The following is a 16165-nucleotide window of genomic DNA, read 5'->3' as shown; positions in this document are numbered from 1 at the left end:
TCACCCGGTGAGACGGTCAGTATCAGTAGGGGTGCACCCCGCCGAGCTGACCGCCGGGTTCGCCGAACCCCTCGGCGATCCGCTGGTGGTAGGTGGCCCGGTCGATCACCTCCAGGCCGACGATCTCCCAGGCGGGCAGTCCGGCGCTGGTGCGGTGCTCGCCCCACAGCCGCAGCGCGATCGCCGCCGCGTCGTGCAGGTCGCGGGCCTGTTCCCAGTACCGGATCTCGGCGTGGTCGGCGGCGTAACGGGCCGTCAGGAAGAACGAGTGGTCGTGCGCCAGCTGCTCCAGCCCGCTCTTCAGTGCGGCCAGCGGGGTCACCTGGCCGGCCAGGCTCAGCACCACGTGCCACAGCCGGCCCTGCTCCGGTTCCCCCGGCGGCTCCCGCCGGGGATGCAGTTGGCGGACGGTCGCCCCCGTCGCCCCCGTCCGCGCTTGGTCGCGCCCGAGTACCACCGCGTCCTCCCGTTCGACGCCGATCGGGGCCGGACCGGCGCTCCGCCGTGCGGCCGCCCGGACGGACCGCAGCCGACGGTCCGTCAGCCGCGCAGCACGACCAGGTCGTCCCGGTGGATGACCTCGCGCTCGTACGCGGCGCCCAGCTCCTGGGCCAGGTCCCGCGTCGACCTTCCGAGCAGGCGCGGCAGCTCCCTCGCATCAAAGTTGACCAGGCCACGGGCCACGATGTGGCCGTTTTCGGCAAGAAGGTCCACCGGATCACCGGCCACGAACTCCCCGTCCACCCCGGTCACCCCGGCGGGGAGCAGCGACTTGCCGCCCTCCACCACGGCCCGCACCGCGCCCTCGTCCAGGTGCAGCGCGCCGCGCGGGGTGCTGGCGTGCGCCAGCCAGAGCAGGCGGTCGGCGCTGCGCGAGCCGGTGCGGTGGAAGAGCGTGCCGGTGGGGCGGCCGGCCAGCGCGTCGGCGGCGTGCCGGGCGGCGGTGAGCACCACCGGGATGCCCGCGCCGGTGGCGATCCGGGCGGCCTCGACCTTGGTCACCATGCCGCCGGTGCCGACCCCGGCCTTGCCCGCGCTGCCGATCTCGACGCCCGCCAGGTCCTGCGGACCGCTCACCTCGGCGATCCGCTGGGTGCCGGGCTTGCTCGGGTCGCCGTCGTAGAGGCCGTCGACGTCGGAGAGCAGCACCAGCAGGTCGGCCCGGACCAGGTGGGCGACCAGCGCGGCCAGCCGGTCGTTGTCGCCGAACTTGATCTCGGCGGTGGCGACCGTGTCGTTCTCGTTGACGACCGGCACGGCGCCCATCGCCAGCAGCTGGTCCAGGGTGCGGTAGGCGTTGCGGTAGTGCGCGCGGCGGCTGGCGTCCTCGGCGGTCAGCAGCACCTGGCCGACCCGGCGCCCGTAGCGGGCGAAGGAGGCGGTGTAGCGGGCCACCAGCAGGCCCTGGCCGACGCTGGCCGCGGCCTGCTGGCGGGCCAGGTCCTTGGGCCGCCGGTCCAGCCCGAGCGGGGCCAGCCCGGCCGCGATGGCGCCGGAGGAGACCAGCACGATCTCCGGCGGGTCGGCCTCGTCGAGCCGCCGGGCCAGCGCGTCCACCAGGGCGTCCACCCGGTCGGCGTCCAGCCCGCCGGCGGCCGTGGTGAGCGAGGAGGAGCCGACCTTGACCACGATCCGACGGGCCGTCAGCACGTCCTGACGCAGTGTCTGCTCGCTCATCGCTCGTCCCTCTTGCTCATCCGGCCCGGTTCCCCGCGCAATCTACGCGATGAACCGGGCCGGACCACATTGCGTTTCACCGCATGGACTACTCGTCCTCGTCCTCGCCGAGCTCGGCCGGGCGGCCGGAGGAGAGCGCCTCGAAGGCCTCGTACTCGGCCTCGGCGGCGTCCTTGCCCTTCTGCTTCTCGCGGCGGCGGTCGACCGCCGGGCGCGGGGCGTCGAACCGGTGGTCCTCGCCGCGGCGGCCGAGCATCTCGGCGCCGGCGGCCATGGTCGGCTCCCAGTCGAAGACCACGGCGTTCTCGTCCGGGCCGATGATGACGGTGTCACCCTCGTGCGCGCCGGACTTCCACAGCTGGTCCTCGACACCGAGGCGGGCCAGCCGGTCGGCCAGGTAGCCGACGGCCTCGTCGTTGTTGAAGTCGGTCTGGCGCACCCAGCGCTCCGGCTTGACGCCGCGCACCCGGAAGGCGCCGTCCTCCTCGGTGACGGTGAAGCCGGCGTCGTCCACGGCCGTCGGGCGCAGCACGATCCGGGTGGACTCCTGGACCGGCTTGGCGGCCCGGGCCTCGGCGACGATCCCGGCCAGCGCGAAGTTCAGCTCGCGCAGGCCCTTGCGGGAGGCGGCGGAGACCTCGAATACCCGGTAGCCGCGCTCCTCCAGCGAGGCCCGGGTCAGGTCGGCGATGTCCTGGCCGTCCGGCACGTCCACCTTGTTGAGCGCGACCAGCCGCGGCCGGTCCTCCAGGCCGCCGTACTGGGCCAGCTCCGCCTCGATCGTCTCCAGGTCGGTGAGCGGGTCGCGGCCCGGCTCCAGGGTGGCGCAGTCCAGCACGTGCACCAGCACGCTGCAGCGCTCCACGTGGCGCAGGAACTCCAGGCCGAGGCCCTTGCCCTGGCTGGCGCCCGGGATCAGCCCGGGCACGTCGGCGATGGTGTAGACGCTGTCGCCCGCCGTGACCACGCCGAGGTTCGGCACCAGGGTGGTGAACGGGTAGTCGGCGATCTTCGGCTTGGCGGCGGAGAGCACCGAGATCAGCGAGGACTTGCCGGCGCTCGGGTAGCCCACCAGGGCCACGTCGGCGACCGACTTGAGCTCCAGCACGATGTCGCGGACCTCGCCCGGCTCGCCGAGCAGCGCGAATCCGGGGGCCTTGCGGCGGGCCGAGGACAGCGCCGAGTTGCCGAGGCCCCCGCGGCCGCCGGCGGCGGCGATGAAGGAGGTGCCGTGGCCGACCAGGTCGGCCAGCAGGTTGCCCTGCCGGTCCAGCACCACGGTGCCGTCCGGCACCGGCAGCACGATGTCCTCGCCCAGCGCACCGGTGCGGTGGCCGCCCGCGCCGGGCTTGCCGTTGCCGGCCTTGCGGCTGCGCGAGTGGTGGTAGTCGAGCAGCGTGGTGATCTGGCTGTCCACCACCAGGGTGACGCTGCCGCCCTCACCGCCGTTGCCGCCGTCCGGGCCGCCGAGCGGCTTGAACTTCTCCCGGTGTACGGAGGCGCAGCCGTGGCCTCCGTTACCCGCGGCGACGTGCAGTTCGACGCGGTCCACGAAGGTGGTCATGAGCGGTGCCTCCCATTGGCGAGGGGTCGGGAAAAACACGCAGGGTGGACCGGAAACCCGGCCCACCCTGCAGGGATCCAGCGGTGACGCTGGATCAGGCCTCGACGGCCACGATGTTGACGACCTTGCGGCCGCGACGGGTGCCGAACTGCACCGCACCGGCGGTCAGCGCGAACAGGGTGTCGTCGCCACCGCGACCGACGCCCGCACCCGGGTGGAAGTGGGTGCCGCGCTGGCGGACCAGGATCTCACCGGCGCTGACGACCTGGCCGCCGAAGCGCTTGACGCCGAGGCGCTGGGCGTTCGAGTCGCGGCCGTTCCGGGTAGAGCTTGCGCCCTTCTTGTGTGCCATCTCGCTATCCCCTTACTTACTTCGCGGAGTCGATGCTCGTGATGCGGACGGCGGTGTGGCGCTGACGGTGACCCTGGCGCCGACGGTAGCCGGTCTTGTTCTTGTAGCGGAGGATCGTGATCTTCTCGCCCTTGGTGTGGTCGACGACCTCGGCGTGAACCTTCACGCCGGCCAGCACCCACGGGTCGGAGGTGACGGCCTCACCGTCGACGACCAGGATGGTCGCGAGCTCCACCGAGTCACCCGGCTTGACGTCAACACGGTCGATCTCCAGCACGTCGCCCACGGCGACCTTGTGCTGGCGGCCGCCGGCGCGAACGATCGCGTACATGCGGTACCTGCTTTCCACTACTCGGTACGGAACTCGCCGATGCCAGCCACCTGGGTACGGACACAGGGGCCTCCCCCTGACCTTCGGATGAAGGGCTCGGGAGGTGAGGTGCTCGGGAGCGTGGCGTAGACACGCCGAGGGTCAAGAATACGGACCGGCCGCCCCATGGGCAAACCGGGCGAGCCGGGCGCCGGGCCGGCCGGTCCGTTCGCGTGACCGTGGGGCGGGCTCGGAGCCCGCCCCACGGTCACCCGGGCGTCACTCGGCCGCCGACTCACCTTCGGCGGCGGCCGCCTTCTTGGCCGCCGCGCTGGTCCGCTTGGTGGCGGTCTTGCGGGCGGTGGTCTTCTTCGCCGCCGTCGCCGTCTTCTTGGCGGTGGCGGTGGTGGCCTTCTTCGCGGCCGTCTTGCGGACGGCGCGCTTCTTCGGGGCCGGGGCCTCCTCGGCGGCCGGCTCCTCGGCGACGGCCTCCACGACCGGCTCGGCGGCCTCGGCGGCGGGCTGCTCGGCAGCGGCCTCGGCGGCGGCCAGGGCGGCCTCCATCACGGCCTCGGCCCGCGACTGCAGCACCACGATCTCGGGCGCCGGGGCACCGGCCGGAGCCGTGGCCTTGCGGACCGCACGACGGCGCGGGCGACCGGCCGGCGCGGCGGGCTCGGCAGCGGGCTCGGGCTGGGCGGGCTGCTCGACGACGGGGGCCTGCTCGACCACCGCGGCCGGGGCGGCCTCCGGCTCCTCGCCCACGACCGGCTCGTCCCGGAGCACCTGCTCGAACTCCTCGTGCTCGTGCTCGTGGTCGTCCTCGGCGCGGTCGGGCAGCTCCTCGACCACCGACTCGACGGCGGCGTGCTCCTCCTGCCCGGCCCCGCCCTTGCCCCGGCGACGGCGCTTGCCGGAGGCGGACTCGCCCGCGGTGCCGACCGGGCCGCCACCGCCGCCGACCGAGGTCGGCTGCTCCATGTGCACGATCACGCCGCGGCCGTTGCAGTGCACGCACGACTCGGAGAAGGACTCCAGCAGGCCCTGGCCGACCCGCTTGCGGGTCATCTGCACCAGGCCCAGCGAGGTGACCTCGGCCACCTGGTGCTTGGTCCGGTCCCGGCCCAGGCACTCCAGCAGCCGGCGCAGCACCAGGTCGCGGTTGGACTCCAGCACCATGTCGATGAAGTCGATCACGATGATGCCGCCGAGGTCGCGCAGCCGCAGCTGGCGGACGATCTCCTCGGCCGCCTCGATGTTGTTGCGGGTGACGGTCTCCTCAAGGTTGCCGCCCTGGCCGACGAACTTGCCGGTGTTGACGTCGACCACGACCATCGCCTCGGTCCGGTCGATCACCAGCGAGCCGCCGCTGGGCAGCCAGACCTTGCGGTCCAGCGCCTTCATCAGCTGCTCGTCGATCCGGTAGGTGGCGAACACGTCCACGTCGCTGGTCCAGCGCTGCAGCCGCTCGGCCAGGTCCGGCGCCACCGAGTTGACGTAGCCGTGGATGGTGTTCCACGCCTCGGCACCGGAGACGATGACCTTGGTGAAGTCCTCGTTGAAGATGTCGCGGACCACCCGGACGGTCATGTCCGGCTCGCCGTACAGCAGGGTCGGCGCGTTGCCGGAGGCCGCCTTCTTCTGGATCTCCTCCCACTGCGACTGCAGTCGCTGCACGTCGCGGGTGAGCTCCTCCTCGCTGGCGCCCTCGGCGGCGGTGCGCACGATCACGCCTGCGTCGTCCGGCACGATCTTCTTCAGGATCTGCTTGAGGCGGGCCCGCTCGTTCTCCGGCAGCTTGCGGCTGATGCCGGTCATCGAGCCCTCGGGCACGTAGACCAGGTAGCGGCCGGGCAGCGAGATCTGGCTGGTCAGCCGGGCGCCCTTGTGGCCGATCGGGTCCTTGGAGACCTGCACCAGCACCGACTGGCCGGACTTCAGCACCGACTCGATCCGGCGCGGACCGCTGTGGCCGAGCTGGCCGAAGTTGACCTCACCGGCGTACAGCACCGCGTTGCGGCCCTTGCCGATGTCCACGAACGCGGCCTCCATCGACGGCAGCACGTTCTGGACCTTGCCCAGGTAGACGTTGCCGACGTACGAGGTGGCCTGCTCCTTGTTGACGTAGTGCTCGACCAGCACGCCGTCCTCCAGCACGCCGATCTGGGTGCGCTGGCCGTTCTGGCGGACCACCATCACCCGCTCGACCGACTCGCGGCGGGCCAGGAACTCGGCCTCGGTGATGATCGGCACCCGGCGGCGGCCCAGCTCGCGGCCCTCGCGGCGGCGCTGCTTCTTGGCCTCCAGGCGGGTCGAACCCTTGATCGACTGCACCTCGTCCGGGTCGAACGCCGGCTCGGTGGAGCGGCGGCGCGGCTCGCGCACCTTGACGACCGTCCGGACGCCGTCCTCGCTGGTCTCGCTGGTCTCGACGCCGCCCTCGCCACTGCGGCGACGCCGACGACGACGGCGGCGCGACGAGGACAGGCCGTTCGCCAGCTCGTCGCCGTCCTCCTCCTCGTCCTCCGCGTCGAGCTCCTCGGCCTGCGCCTGCTCGGCGACGGGCTGCTCGGCAGCGGCCTCGGCGGACTCGAACTCCTCCGCCTCACCGCGACGGCGGCGACGGCCACCCCGACGGCGACGGCGCGAGGACGGGCGGTCCTCCTCCCAGGCCTCGGACTCCTGGCCCGGCTCCTGGGCGGCCTGCGGCTGCTCCTCGACGGCGGCGGGCTGCTCGGCGACCTTGACCACGGCCTTGGCCGGAGCCTTCGCCGCGGCCTTGGCGGCGGCCTTCGCCGGCGGGCTCACCCGGACCGCCGAGCGGACCCGGCGGCGGCGGCCGACGCCGCTGTACTCGTACTCGTCCTCTTCCGACACGGTGGCGGCCTTGACCGGCTCGACCTCGACGGCCGGCTGCTCCACCTGGGTGGCGGCGGCGGGCGCGGCGGGGGCGACGTAGGCGCTCGGCTCCTGGAAGACCGGTGCCTGGAAGACCGCGGTGGCCGGGCGCACGGCACGGCGGCGGGTGCGGTGGGGCTCGGGCTCGGCCGGCGCCTCGACGGGGGCGGGCTGCTCGGCGGGCGCCTGGGCGGCGGCCTCCTCCTCGACCTCCTCGGCCTCGGGCTCCTCGACGGCGGGCTGCTCGACCTTGGGCTGCTCGACCTTGGGCTGGGCCACGGTGGTCTGCGGCGCCTCGGCACGCTTGCGGGTGCGCCGGGCCCGAACCGGCTTCTCGGCCACCGGCTCCTCGACCACGACCTCGGCGACCGGCTCCTCGGCGACGGGCTGCTCGACCACGGGCTCGGCGACGGTGGTCTCCGGCGCCTCGGCACGCTTGCGGGTGCGCCGGGCCCGAACCGGCTTCTCGGCCACCGGCTCCTCGGCCACGACCTCGGCGGCCGACTCCTCGGCGACCGGCGGACCGGCGGGCGACTCGGCGCGCTTGCGGGTACGACGCGGCTTGGCCGCGGCCTCGGCGGGCTGCTCGGCCACCGCTTCGGCGGCCGGCGCGGGGGTCTCGACCGGGATCACGGTCTCGACGGCCTCGGCCGCACCCTGCGGGGTGCCGGCCGGGCGGGACACCGCGCGGCGGCGCCGACGCGGCGGGGCGGCATCGCCGACCGGTTCACCGGCCGGGGTCTGCACGTCGTTGTTCTCGTTCTCAGGCATGCGGGTGGATCTCCCGTCAGGCCCCCGGGCTCCACATCCGGGCACGGCCCGGCACCAGTGGCCGGCCGCGGGCGCTCGGCGCCCTGGCCGACTCTCCACGGTGCCGCCGTGCGGACGCGAGGCCGCACAGGGGCTCGTAGTCTCGCTCGGCGCCCCGCGTCTGCGGGGTGTCGAAAGTCTTCTGGTCGGACCAGCGTTCTCAGGTTTTCCCAAGCTGCGCGGCCCCACAACCCAGGGTGGCTCCCGGGGCGGGCCCCGCCGGCCCGAGGGCGGCGTGGTTCTCCTGGGGCCCATCGACCCGTTGGCGGGTCGACCGGCCGACGCAGGAGCGGCCAGTGCGCGACGACGCTCGCTCCCCTGGGGAGCCGCGGGGGCCCGGAGCTCACGGGACCGGTTGGTTAGGCCGGCCCCCGGCTCCGCCCGCTAGGCGGACGCTGCGGCCTGCGGCTCGACGGCCGTCTCCGATGGGACGGCCGGGGCCGCAGCGCGGTCGAGCGCCAGCGGGTCGGTCACCGTGCCGGTCCCCTCGTCGAGCGGCCCCTGCGCCAGCCTGGTCACCTCAGCGGGGACCGGCAGCGCCAGGTCGGCCGTCGCACGGAGACCGGACAAGACGTCGTCTGGTCGTACGGCGGGTGTGGCGTGTCGTACTACCAGGCGCAGTATCGCACAGGGTTGCCCGGTACGAACATCGGAGGTCGCTGTGGATTCCCCGACCGGACCAACCCCGACCTGCGACGGGACCAGTTCCAACCGGGCCACCGCGCCGCGCGCGTCGAAGACCCGGACGCCGTTCTTGGTCCGCCGCTCGACCTCGACCCGCTCGGTGGCCAGGAACCGCTCGACCGCCTCGGCCGCCCGCTCCTCGCTGACCTCGGGCAGCCGCAGCTCCCACTGGGAGGCCTCCAGCCGCTCGACGAAGTTCGGCGTGCGCACCTCGACGGCCTCGATGATGTCCAGGCCGACCGGCAGCGACTCGTCCAGCTTGGCCCGCAGCTCCTCCGGGTCCCGGACGTCGGCCAGGCCGATCTCCAGGTACTCGGCCTCGCTGGCCACCCCGGTCGGGGCGGCATTCGCGTAGGACACCTTGGGGTGCGGCGTGAAGCCGGCCGAGTACGCCATCGGCACCTCGGAACGGCGCAGCGCCCGCTCGAAGGCGCGCTGGAAGTCGCGGTGGCTGGTGAAGCGCAGACGGCCCCGCTTGGTGTAGCGCAACCGAATGCGCTGCACCGTCGGCGCGGGAGGCGGACCGTCCGGTGTGCGGCGTGCCAGTTCGCTCAGTCCTTCGATCAGAAGCCTGGCCCCGGCCACGACCGGCCGGGACGTACGTCAGTGTCAAAGGGTACGCGTCCGGAGCAGCCCGCCATGCACGCTCACCACGGGCGACGACACGATGACACCATGCGCCTGACCGAGACATGAGAGCCGTCACCCGCCTCGCCGCGACCGCCGCCCTGGTCGCGGCGGCCCTGGGCACGGAGCCCGGCGCGCAGCAGGCGGTCGCCGGGCCGGCCGGGCCCGGCGAGGTGCGCGAGTCGGTGGCGCCCGGCGTGGGCTACCGGGCGTTCACCGTCAGCACGCCGCACGGCAACACGCGGATCCACCTGGTGACGGCGGACCTCGCGCACCCGGGCGTGGCCGCCGGCCTGCTGTACCCCGGATCGGTCGCCGCCCGGGAGGCGGTCTCCCGGATGGCCGGGGACGCAGGGGCCGCCGCCGCGGTCAACGGCGACTTCTTCGACATCACCGAGGAGCAGCACCCCGGCGTCGAGGCCACCGGCGCCGCCTCCGGCCCGGCCCTCGTCGCCGGCCGGCCGCTCAAGGGCGCGGTGCCCGAGGCGCAGCGCTTCGGCTGGACGGAACCCGACGGCGACACCGACCGGGACGTGTTCGGCGTGGGCGTGGACGGCCGGGCCCGCCTGGGCCGCCTGGAGCTGCGCGGCCACCTGCGCACTCCCCGGGGCGACCTGCCCCTGGGCGGGCTCAACCAGTACGCCCTGCCCGTCGGGTCGATCGGGGCCTTCACCGCGCGCTGGGGCTCCGCCTCCCGGGCCCGCGCCGCGTGCGGCACCGACGAGCGGCGGGAGGCGCCCTGCACCGGCGACAGCTACGAGGTGAGGGTGCGTCACGGCCGGGTGGCGGCGGTCTCCGGCGCTCCCGGCCGCGGCCCCGTCGCCCCGGACACCACCGTCCTGCTCGGCCGCGAGGCCGGCGCCCGCGCCCTGCGCGAACTGACCCCCGGCACCCCGGTCACCCTCGACTACCGGCTCGCCTCCAGCACCCCGGTGCCCTTCGCCTTCGCCCTCGGCGCCTACCCCCTGCTGCGCGACCACCAGGTGCCGCCCGGCCTCGACGACGCCACGGCGATCCCCCGCACCGCGGTCGGCATCGCCGACGCCGGCCGCACCCTGCGCCTGCTGTCCACCGACGGCCGCGAGGGCACCTCCAGCGGACTCACCCTCAACGAACTGGCCCACCTGCTCCGCACCCTGCACTGCACCGACGCCGCCTACCTGGACGGCGGCGCGTCCGCCACACTGGCCACCCGCCTCCCCGGCACGACCCGCGTCGCCGCCCGCAACAACCTCGACCACCACCAGGAACGACCGGTCCCCAACGGCATCGCGGTCTTCTCCCCCCACTGAGCCCCCGTCAGCCCCCGCACCCACACGCCCTCCCCGCCACCGAGTTCACCCGCAAAGGTGGGCGCCGGGGAGGGCACGGTGTTCAGCCCGACCCCAGCCCACCAACAGCCCAATCAAATGATCAGTATGCGCAGCACCTGCCTACCGTTCGGATATGCCCTCTCGCGGATCCGCCACGGTCGCGCTCGCAGTCGCCGCCCTTCTGGTCGTCGCCGGCTGCACCTCAGGCTCTGGTGCGCCCAAGCCCGGAGCGACCAGCACACCGACACCAGTGACCACACCGACGACCACCAGCGCCTCCCCCATGCCGTCACCGTCCATGCCGTCACCGTCGCCGACCTCGGCGCCCACCAGCCCACCAGCCACCCTGAGCAGCGCACCGAGCAGCGCCCCCGCCCTGCCGACCGCCACCTACGTGCCGCCCACCGTCACCCTGCAGCCCAGTTCCGAGGCCCCGGCCGGCACGGGCGCCGGCGGGCAGTGCAGCATCAGGAGCAACGCCGGGAACTGCTACAGCGAGGGCGAGTTCTGCCGCAAGAGCGACGTCGGTCAGACGACCACGGACGCCGCCGGGCGACCGATCACCTGCGAGTACCTCAACGGGGAGTCCCAGCCCCACTGGCACTGAGCCCCGGGAAAACAGCGGGCCCCTCCCCGTCGTACCGGGGAGGGGCCGCGTGCTGCTACTCACAACTCGTGCCGGACGTCCGTCACACGTGGGCGCTCTTCGGCTGCTCGGTGCCCTGGTTGACCACGGTCAGGGGGAGCAGCTTCTTGCCGGTGGGGCCGATCTGGATGGCCGTGTCCATCTGCGGGCACATAGACACAGTCCCAAATCCATTCTTACGCTCTGCGCATGGGGAATCGCAGGGGGCGAGGGCGCTCCGCAGCAGCACGTGAGCAGTACTCCGTAGAGAGCGAGTGGACCGAGGCAGACCTCAAGCTCCTGGCCGACCTGAAGGCGGACGAGGCCGCGCTGCCCGAGGACGCTCCGCGGGCGCTGCTCTCGGTCCGGCTGTCCGTACTGACCGAGGACACGACCTCCCCGATCCGCCAGGAGCTGGACCTGCGGATCCTGGCGAGGAACAACGGCTACCGGGTCGTGGGCGTGGCGAGCGACCTGAACGTGTCGGCCACGAAGGTCCCGCCGTGGAAGCGCAAGCAGCTCGGCGACTGGCTGAACAACCGGGTGCCGGAGTTCGACGTCCTGCTGTTCTGGAAGATGGACCGCTTCATCCGCCGGCTCTCGGACCTCAGCACGATGATCGACTGGTGCCTGAAGTACGGCAAGAACCTCATCTCCAAGAACGACCCGATCGACCTGACCACCACGATCGGCAAGATCCTGGTGACGGTGATCGGCGGCTTGGCCGAGATCGAGGCCAACAACACGAGCACCCGCGTGACCAACCTCTGGGACTACACCAAGACCCAGAGCGAATGGCTGGTGGGCAAGCCCGCATACGGATACGTGACGGACGAGGACGACAGCGGGAACGTGGTCCTCGCGATCGACACGGACGCACAGAAGGCACTGCGCTGGTGCTACGGCGCCGCGCTGCGGAACGTATCCGCACGGCGGATGGTCGAGGTCCTCAAGCGCGCCGGCCTCTGCGGGCCTGGCCTGACAACCAGCACCCTGATCCGCCGACTCAGGAATCCGGCGTTGCTCGGGTACCGGGTAGAAGAGGACAAGAACGGCGGCGTCCGCAGGTCCAAACTGCTCCTCGGGATGGACGGCAAACCGATCCGGGTCGCCCCGCCGATCTTCTCCCAGGAGGAGTACGACACCCTCCAGGCGAGACTGGACCAGCGCTCTCGCAACCAGCCGACCCGGCAACCAGGTGGGGCGACGAAGTTCCTTGGCGTGCTCACCTGTACTGACTGCAAGAGCAACATGACCGTCCAGCAGCAGACCAACACAGCCACGGTCGTCACCGCGTCGGAGCCGAGCCCCGAGCAGATCGTCCGGCACTACGCCTACCTGCGCTGCCAGAAGTGCAAAGGTGGCGGCAAGGGAGCACCGAACCCAGAGATCATTTACGCGAAGCTCGTGTCCGACGTCCTCTCGGTGCTCGGTGACGAGCCAGTACGGCTCCGGGCCTACGCCCAGGGCGCGGAGGCGCGGAGGGAGCAGAAGCGGCTCCAGGCAGCCATCGCGTATTACATGGAGGGCCTGGAGCCGGGTGGCCGGTACTCCCGGACTCGCTTCACCCAGGAGCAGGCGCAGAAGACCCTGGACCAGCTGATCTCAGATCTCGAAGCCATCGACCCGGCGACAACCCAGGACCGGTGGGAGAACGTGCACAACGGCAAGACCTTCCGCGACCGCTGGCAGGAGGGCGGTATGGAGGCCATGTCCGCCGACCTGCTCAGGGTGGGGATCCGGTGCGAGGTCACCCGGACGAAGATCCCGAGGCAACGGGCCCCGAGGGTGCAGCTGCGTCTCCTGATCCCGAAGGACGTGAAGGACCGGCTCGTGATCAAGGAAGGTGACTTCGGGCAAGTGTTCTGATGGCCATGCCCACCACTTTGGTGGCGTTCGCAGTCGGCACCGCTGACCTCTTCAATCGGCCCACGGCCGGCTGGTTTGGCATCTTGCTGCCCGGCACAGAGGCTGATGCAACGAAAACCGCACCGGTGGGGGGGTGGAAGAATGGCCGCGACAGGGAAGCGGCAGAACTGGGTGCTGGGGCCCGGCATCGGCGTGGGACCGTTGCTCTTCGGAATGTCTCCGGCGGAAGTTGCCAAGGCTTTGCAGGTGCCCGGTCCCCAGTCGCGGGGTGGTGGCCTCTACGGCCAAGAAGACTTCCCGGACGGCGTGAAGGTGTTCTACAACGCCGGCCGCCTCGCAGGCATCGCGCTGGACGCTGTTACCGGTCCGCAGGTCTGGCTGGCCGACTTCCCCCTGGCCGGGAGCAACCCTGGGCACACCCAGCAGTTTCTACTGGACCATGCTGCCGAGCACGGGAACTGCATTCTGTTCACCCCGGACGCATCGCTCGCCGTGATCGGCCTCGGGATCCTTCTCCGTGACCAGCGGGTCGACGAAGCCCGACTCACACGTCCACTCTTCGTGACGGACGAGTTGCTGGAGTCCGAGTACTACCGAGGCCGCCTCCCGCTGGAAGGCGTCACGGAGTGAGTACTCGCCCGCTCGTTGAACCGCCAGGTACAACGAGCGTTCGGGCTGTCGGGCGGTCCCTATAGAGTCCCGGCCGAAGATCACAGGCGACCGCTGTAGGAGTCCTGATGCCGAGAACGACCCCACCTCGACCGGTTGACATCGCGTCAGTGTTTCCGGAGCTGGCTCCACTGGCGCGGCAGGCAGTCCGTCTGCACCCACGTCCGGGCACACCGACTGCCCACGAGAGCTCCATCGGCGGCCCGCTGCTCTGGCCGGCTGAGGAAGCATGGCCAGTCTGCGCGAAGGAGCACTACCACGGCAGAGTGCTGCCGGTATCACTCGATGACGTCCGACAGCGCCGGGCCTTGCTCGAAGCAGCATGGCTTCGCCGCACTTCTCTTCACGAGCCCCTGCTCAGCGCAGAAGAGCGCGCAGTCCTTGCCAGGCTCCAAGCAGGGCATCCGAAGCACTCCGAGCCGATCGCCTTGCTCCCAGTCGCTCAGTTCTACGTCCGGGACATACCGGGGCTCGCCGGCCCGGAGGGAAGGGACCTCCTGCAGATTCTCTGGTGCCCCAACGATCACAGCGGCGGGCTCCCCTCAGCACACCTGGTCTGGCGCGACTCCGGAAGCGTCGGCAAGTTGCTCACCGATCCACCCGAGCCCGCCGACGTCGAGCACTACGGGCACTACGTTCCCGAGCCGTGTGTCCTGCACCCGGAGATCGTCACCGAGTACCCGCTTGACCTGCCTGAGGAGCTCTTGGAGCGCCTCGATGACTGGGGGCGTGGTGTGTGGGCTGCGGACGACCCGGACGAACAGTGGAGCCCGGGCAGTGCCTACTACCAGTACGAACACTCGGTCGCTCCCGGGTGGAAGGTCGGCGGGTGGGCCCCGTGGAGCTTCTGTGACCCCTGGCCGATGCACTGCGAGACGTGCAATGCCGAGTACCAACCGCTGCTTACCGTCAGCTCTGGGGAGTGGGACGGCGGAAGCGGTAGCTGGATCCCCCTCGAAGATCGTGAGGCTCCTACGGGCCCCGTCGGGCTACGCAGGCCATCAGACCCGCCGATGGTGCAGATAGGCCGCGGCTACGACATGCAGATCTACGTCTGCCCTACGTCCTTCGACCACCCGCATTTCGAGAACATGCAGTAGTCCTACGAGCGGGTCATTTGGCAGCCGTACCGACCGCACCACCGGAGCAACGGCTCCTCGGGTACCGGATGCGCCGGACACCGCACCTGAGGACTGTCTCTACTTCAGGTGCGGTGTCGGGCTACTTGAGCTCCCCGGATACGTACGGCTCTTCATTTCCTTGATCGTCAACGATGACGATCTCGCTTTCGACGAGCAGGGACCGATCGCCAGACCCGTCGCCACCGAGGTGGGCCAACTGCTCCTCCAGAACAGTGCTCATCTCGACGCTCCGCCGCGTTCCTCGCGTGCAACTTCCCGATTCATCAGGATGTCCTCCGCGATGCCGGCCGCGATCAGCTGCTCGGCCGGGGTGTGCCCCTGGCCGACGAAGTGCCAGGCGGCTTCGGTGATGCTCTCGGTATCCCAGTCGGTGTAGAGCTCGTGGGCGCGGGTGTGGTCGGCGCGGGCGGTGCGGAGGGCGGTGTAGGTGGTGGAGAAGGCGCGGGTCTTGGTGAGGCAATGGCCGCGGTAGCCGAGCATGTGGGCCCAGGCACGGAGGCGGAGGTGCTGGAGGTCGGGGCGGCTGCCGAGGTGCCAGGCGGTTTCGACCAGGGCGCGGACGTGTGGGGTGAGGTTCGCGGAGGCGAGGGCGGCGAGCGAGGTGATGCGACGGTCGAGGGCGCCGGCGGTGTCGGTGCTCTTGGTGGAGTACTTGGCGACGTAGGCGGCCACGGCTTCGTCGGTCACTCGGCTGCTGGGGCGGCCGGTCAGCTCGTGGGCGTCGAGTTGGGTGCCGAAGCGGAGCGGGCGTTCGGTGCCGGGTGCGGTGAGGCTGACGGCTGCCGCGGCGGTGTGGACGGCTTCGAGGAGCAGGCCGGCGGTCGCCCAGTCGGGCGGGGAGCTGTCGGGGCCGGTCGGGCCGTCGAGGCGGATCACGGCGTGGAAGTGGACGGCGCCGCGCTGCTGGTACTCCGTCACCTTGGCAGCGGAGACCCGCACGAGCTTGCGGACGGCGGTGCGGCTGACTCCCGCCCGGTTGGCGAGGTGGTGGTAGAGGTTGTCGCGGAAGGCTTTCCAGAGCGCGGGTGCGTGGGCGTTCCACAGGATGTGGACGGTGTAGTCGTAGCAGTCGGGGCAGAGCGGCTGTCCGACGGCCGGGTCCGCGCTGTCGTGGAACCGGCCGCAGCCGAGTGAGGCGCCGTGCTGGCAGCGGCGGCGCCGGGTCGGGTGGCAGGTGGCGGAGCGGTGGACGCTGCCGAAGGACGGCGCGGTCAGGGTGACGAACAGTCGGGGATGGGTGCGGACCCGGTCGGGGACACCCTTCCCGCCGACCAGTCCCGCACGGACCAGGTGGAAGGTGTCCCCGGCGTGTTCGCGCGAACAGGGCGGGCAGCGGCCGGCTCGCCGGTTGCGGCAGCGGACGGCCAGCCGGGCGCCAGGCTCACCGGCGGTCGAGTACTCCCGCAGCACCTCCCCCGTGGTGGCGTCGCTGGTGACGGACCGTCCGGCGAGGTAGATCGGTGCGGCGCATCCGCCGGTCGCCCGGATCTGGTCCAGCCAGCGGTGCAGACCGGGCAACTGGCCGAGGCGGACGAGGTCACGGTCAATGTCGGGCAGGGCCCGCAGCCGCGCCTCTTGGTCGAGGTAGGCCCGACGGGCGCCGGGGTCGTTATGGGCAGCCACGG

Annotated in this window: 14 protein-coding genes; 5 read left to right on the top strand and 9 right to left on the bottom strand. The window is 71.9% G+C overall.

Features of this window, described 5'->3' with window-relative positions; translation table 11 throughout:
- Window positions 1-22 precede the first annotated feature (22 nt).
- The 7 genes from FHX73_RS19570 to FHX73_RS19540 form a co-directional block, all read right to left on the bottom strand.
- On the bottom strand, window positions 23-457 hold the full coding sequence (locus tag FHX73_RS19570) for a hypothetical protein (protein ID WP_425461402.1): 435 nt from the start codon (window positions 455-457) through the stop codon (window positions 23-25).
- Between the two features lie 83 nt (window positions 458-540).
- Window positions 541-1677, bottom strand: coding sequence for a glutamate 5-kinase (gene proB / locus FHX73_RS19565; protein WP_211786223.1), 1137 nt, complete (start codon window positions 1675-1677; stop codon window positions 541-543).
- An 88-nt stretch (window positions 1678-1765) separates the two neighbouring features.
- Window positions 1766-3241 carry a GTPase ObgE gene (gene obgE, locus FHX73_RS19560; RefSeq protein ID WP_145906223.1) on the bottom strand — a complete coding sequence of 492 codons (1476 nt, stop codon included), beginning with the start codon at window positions 3239-3241 and terminating at the stop codon, window positions 1766-1768.
- A gap of 94 nt (window positions 3242-3335) precedes the next feature.
- Entirely contained in the window at window positions 3336-3593 is a 258-nt protein-coding gene (gene rpmA, locus FHX73_RS19555) for a 50S ribosomal protein L27 (RefSeq protein ID WP_030309712.1), read from the bottom strand.
- 16 nt (window positions 3594-3609) lie between these two features.
- Window positions 3610-3924, bottom strand: a complete 315-nt coding sequence (rplU, locus tag FHX73_RS19550; RefSeq protein WP_145906222.1) for a 50S ribosomal protein L21 — start codon at window positions 3922-3924, stop codon at window positions 3610-3612.
- A gap of 258 nt (window positions 3925-4182) precedes the next feature.
- Window positions 4183-7572: an Rne/Rng family ribonuclease gene (locus FHX73_RS19545; protein ID WP_246213601.1), complete on the bottom strand. Its 3390-nt coding sequence runs from the start codon at window positions 7570-7572 to the stop codon at window positions 4183-4185.
- A gap of 423 nt (window positions 7573-7995) precedes the next feature.
- Window positions 7996-8799, bottom strand: coding sequence for a TIGR03936 family radical SAM-associated protein (locus FHX73_RS19540; protein WP_145906220.1), 804 nt, complete (start codon window positions 8797-8799; stop codon window positions 7996-7998).
- 188 nt (window positions 8800-8987) lie between these two features.
- Here FHX73_RS19540 and FHX73_RS19535 point away from each other — a divergent pair, with 188 nt between their 5' ends.
- From FHX73_RS19535 to FHX73_RS19515, 5 genes are all read left to right on the top strand, one after another.
- The gene (locus tag FHX73_RS19535; RefSeq protein ID WP_145906219.1) at window positions 8988-10214 is read left to right on the top strand and encodes a phosphodiester glycosidase family protein; all 1227 of its coding nucleotides are present in this window, start codon (window positions 8988-8990) and stop codon (window positions 10212-10214) included.
- 271 nt (window positions 10215-10485) lie between these two features.
- Window positions 10486-10842, top strand: coding sequence for a hypothetical protein (locus FHX73_RS19530; protein ID WP_145906218.1), 357 nt, complete (start codon window positions 10486-10488; stop codon window positions 10840-10842).
- Between the two features lie 228 nt (window positions 10843-11070).
- The gene (locus tag FHX73_RS19525) at window positions 11071-12729 is read left to right on the top strand and encodes a recombinase family protein (RefSeq protein ID WP_145906217.1); all 1659 of its coding nucleotides are present in this window, start codon (window positions 11071-11073) and stop codon (window positions 12727-12729) included.
- 141 nt (window positions 12730-12870) lie between these two features.
- Window positions 12871-13359 (top strand): hypothetical protein, encoded by a 489-nt coding sequence (locus tag FHX73_RS19520; RefSeq protein ID WP_170304964.1) that lies wholly within the window; start codon window positions 12871-12873, stop codon window positions 13357-13359.
- A 305-nt stretch (window positions 13360-13664) separates the two neighbouring features.
- Window positions 13665-14498, top strand: coding sequence for a hypothetical protein (locus FHX73_RS19515; RefSeq protein WP_342795309.1), 834 nt, complete (start codon window positions 13665-13667; stop codon window positions 14496-14498).
- 121 nt (window positions 14499-14619) lie between these two features.
- Here the strand turns inward: FHX73_RS19515 and FHX73_RS44750 are convergent, their stop codons facing one another.
- On the bottom strand, window positions 14620-14760 hold the full coding sequence (locus tag FHX73_RS44750; protein ID WP_170304963.1) for a hypothetical protein: 141 nt from the start codon (window positions 14758-14760) through the stop codon (window positions 14620-14622).
- A complete protein-coding gene (locus FHX73_RS19510; RefSeq protein ID WP_281292691.1) occupies window positions 14757-16163 on the bottom strand; it encodes a replication initiator in 1407 nt (468 codons plus the stop codon). The genes FHX73_RS44750 and FHX73_RS19510 overlap by 4 nt, the downstream gene beginning before the upstream one ends.
- Window positions 16164-16165 lie beyond the last annotated feature (2 nt).

The sequence above is a fragment of the Kitasatospora viridis genome, assembly GCF_007829815.1.
In the GTDB taxonomy this organism is placed as follows: domain Bacteria; phylum Actinomycetota; class Actinomycetes; order Streptomycetales; family Streptomycetaceae; genus Kitasatospora; species Kitasatospora viridis.
The sequence above is the reverse complement of the archived record's forward strand: the minus strand, read 5'-3'. Positions and strand labels throughout refer to the sequence as shown.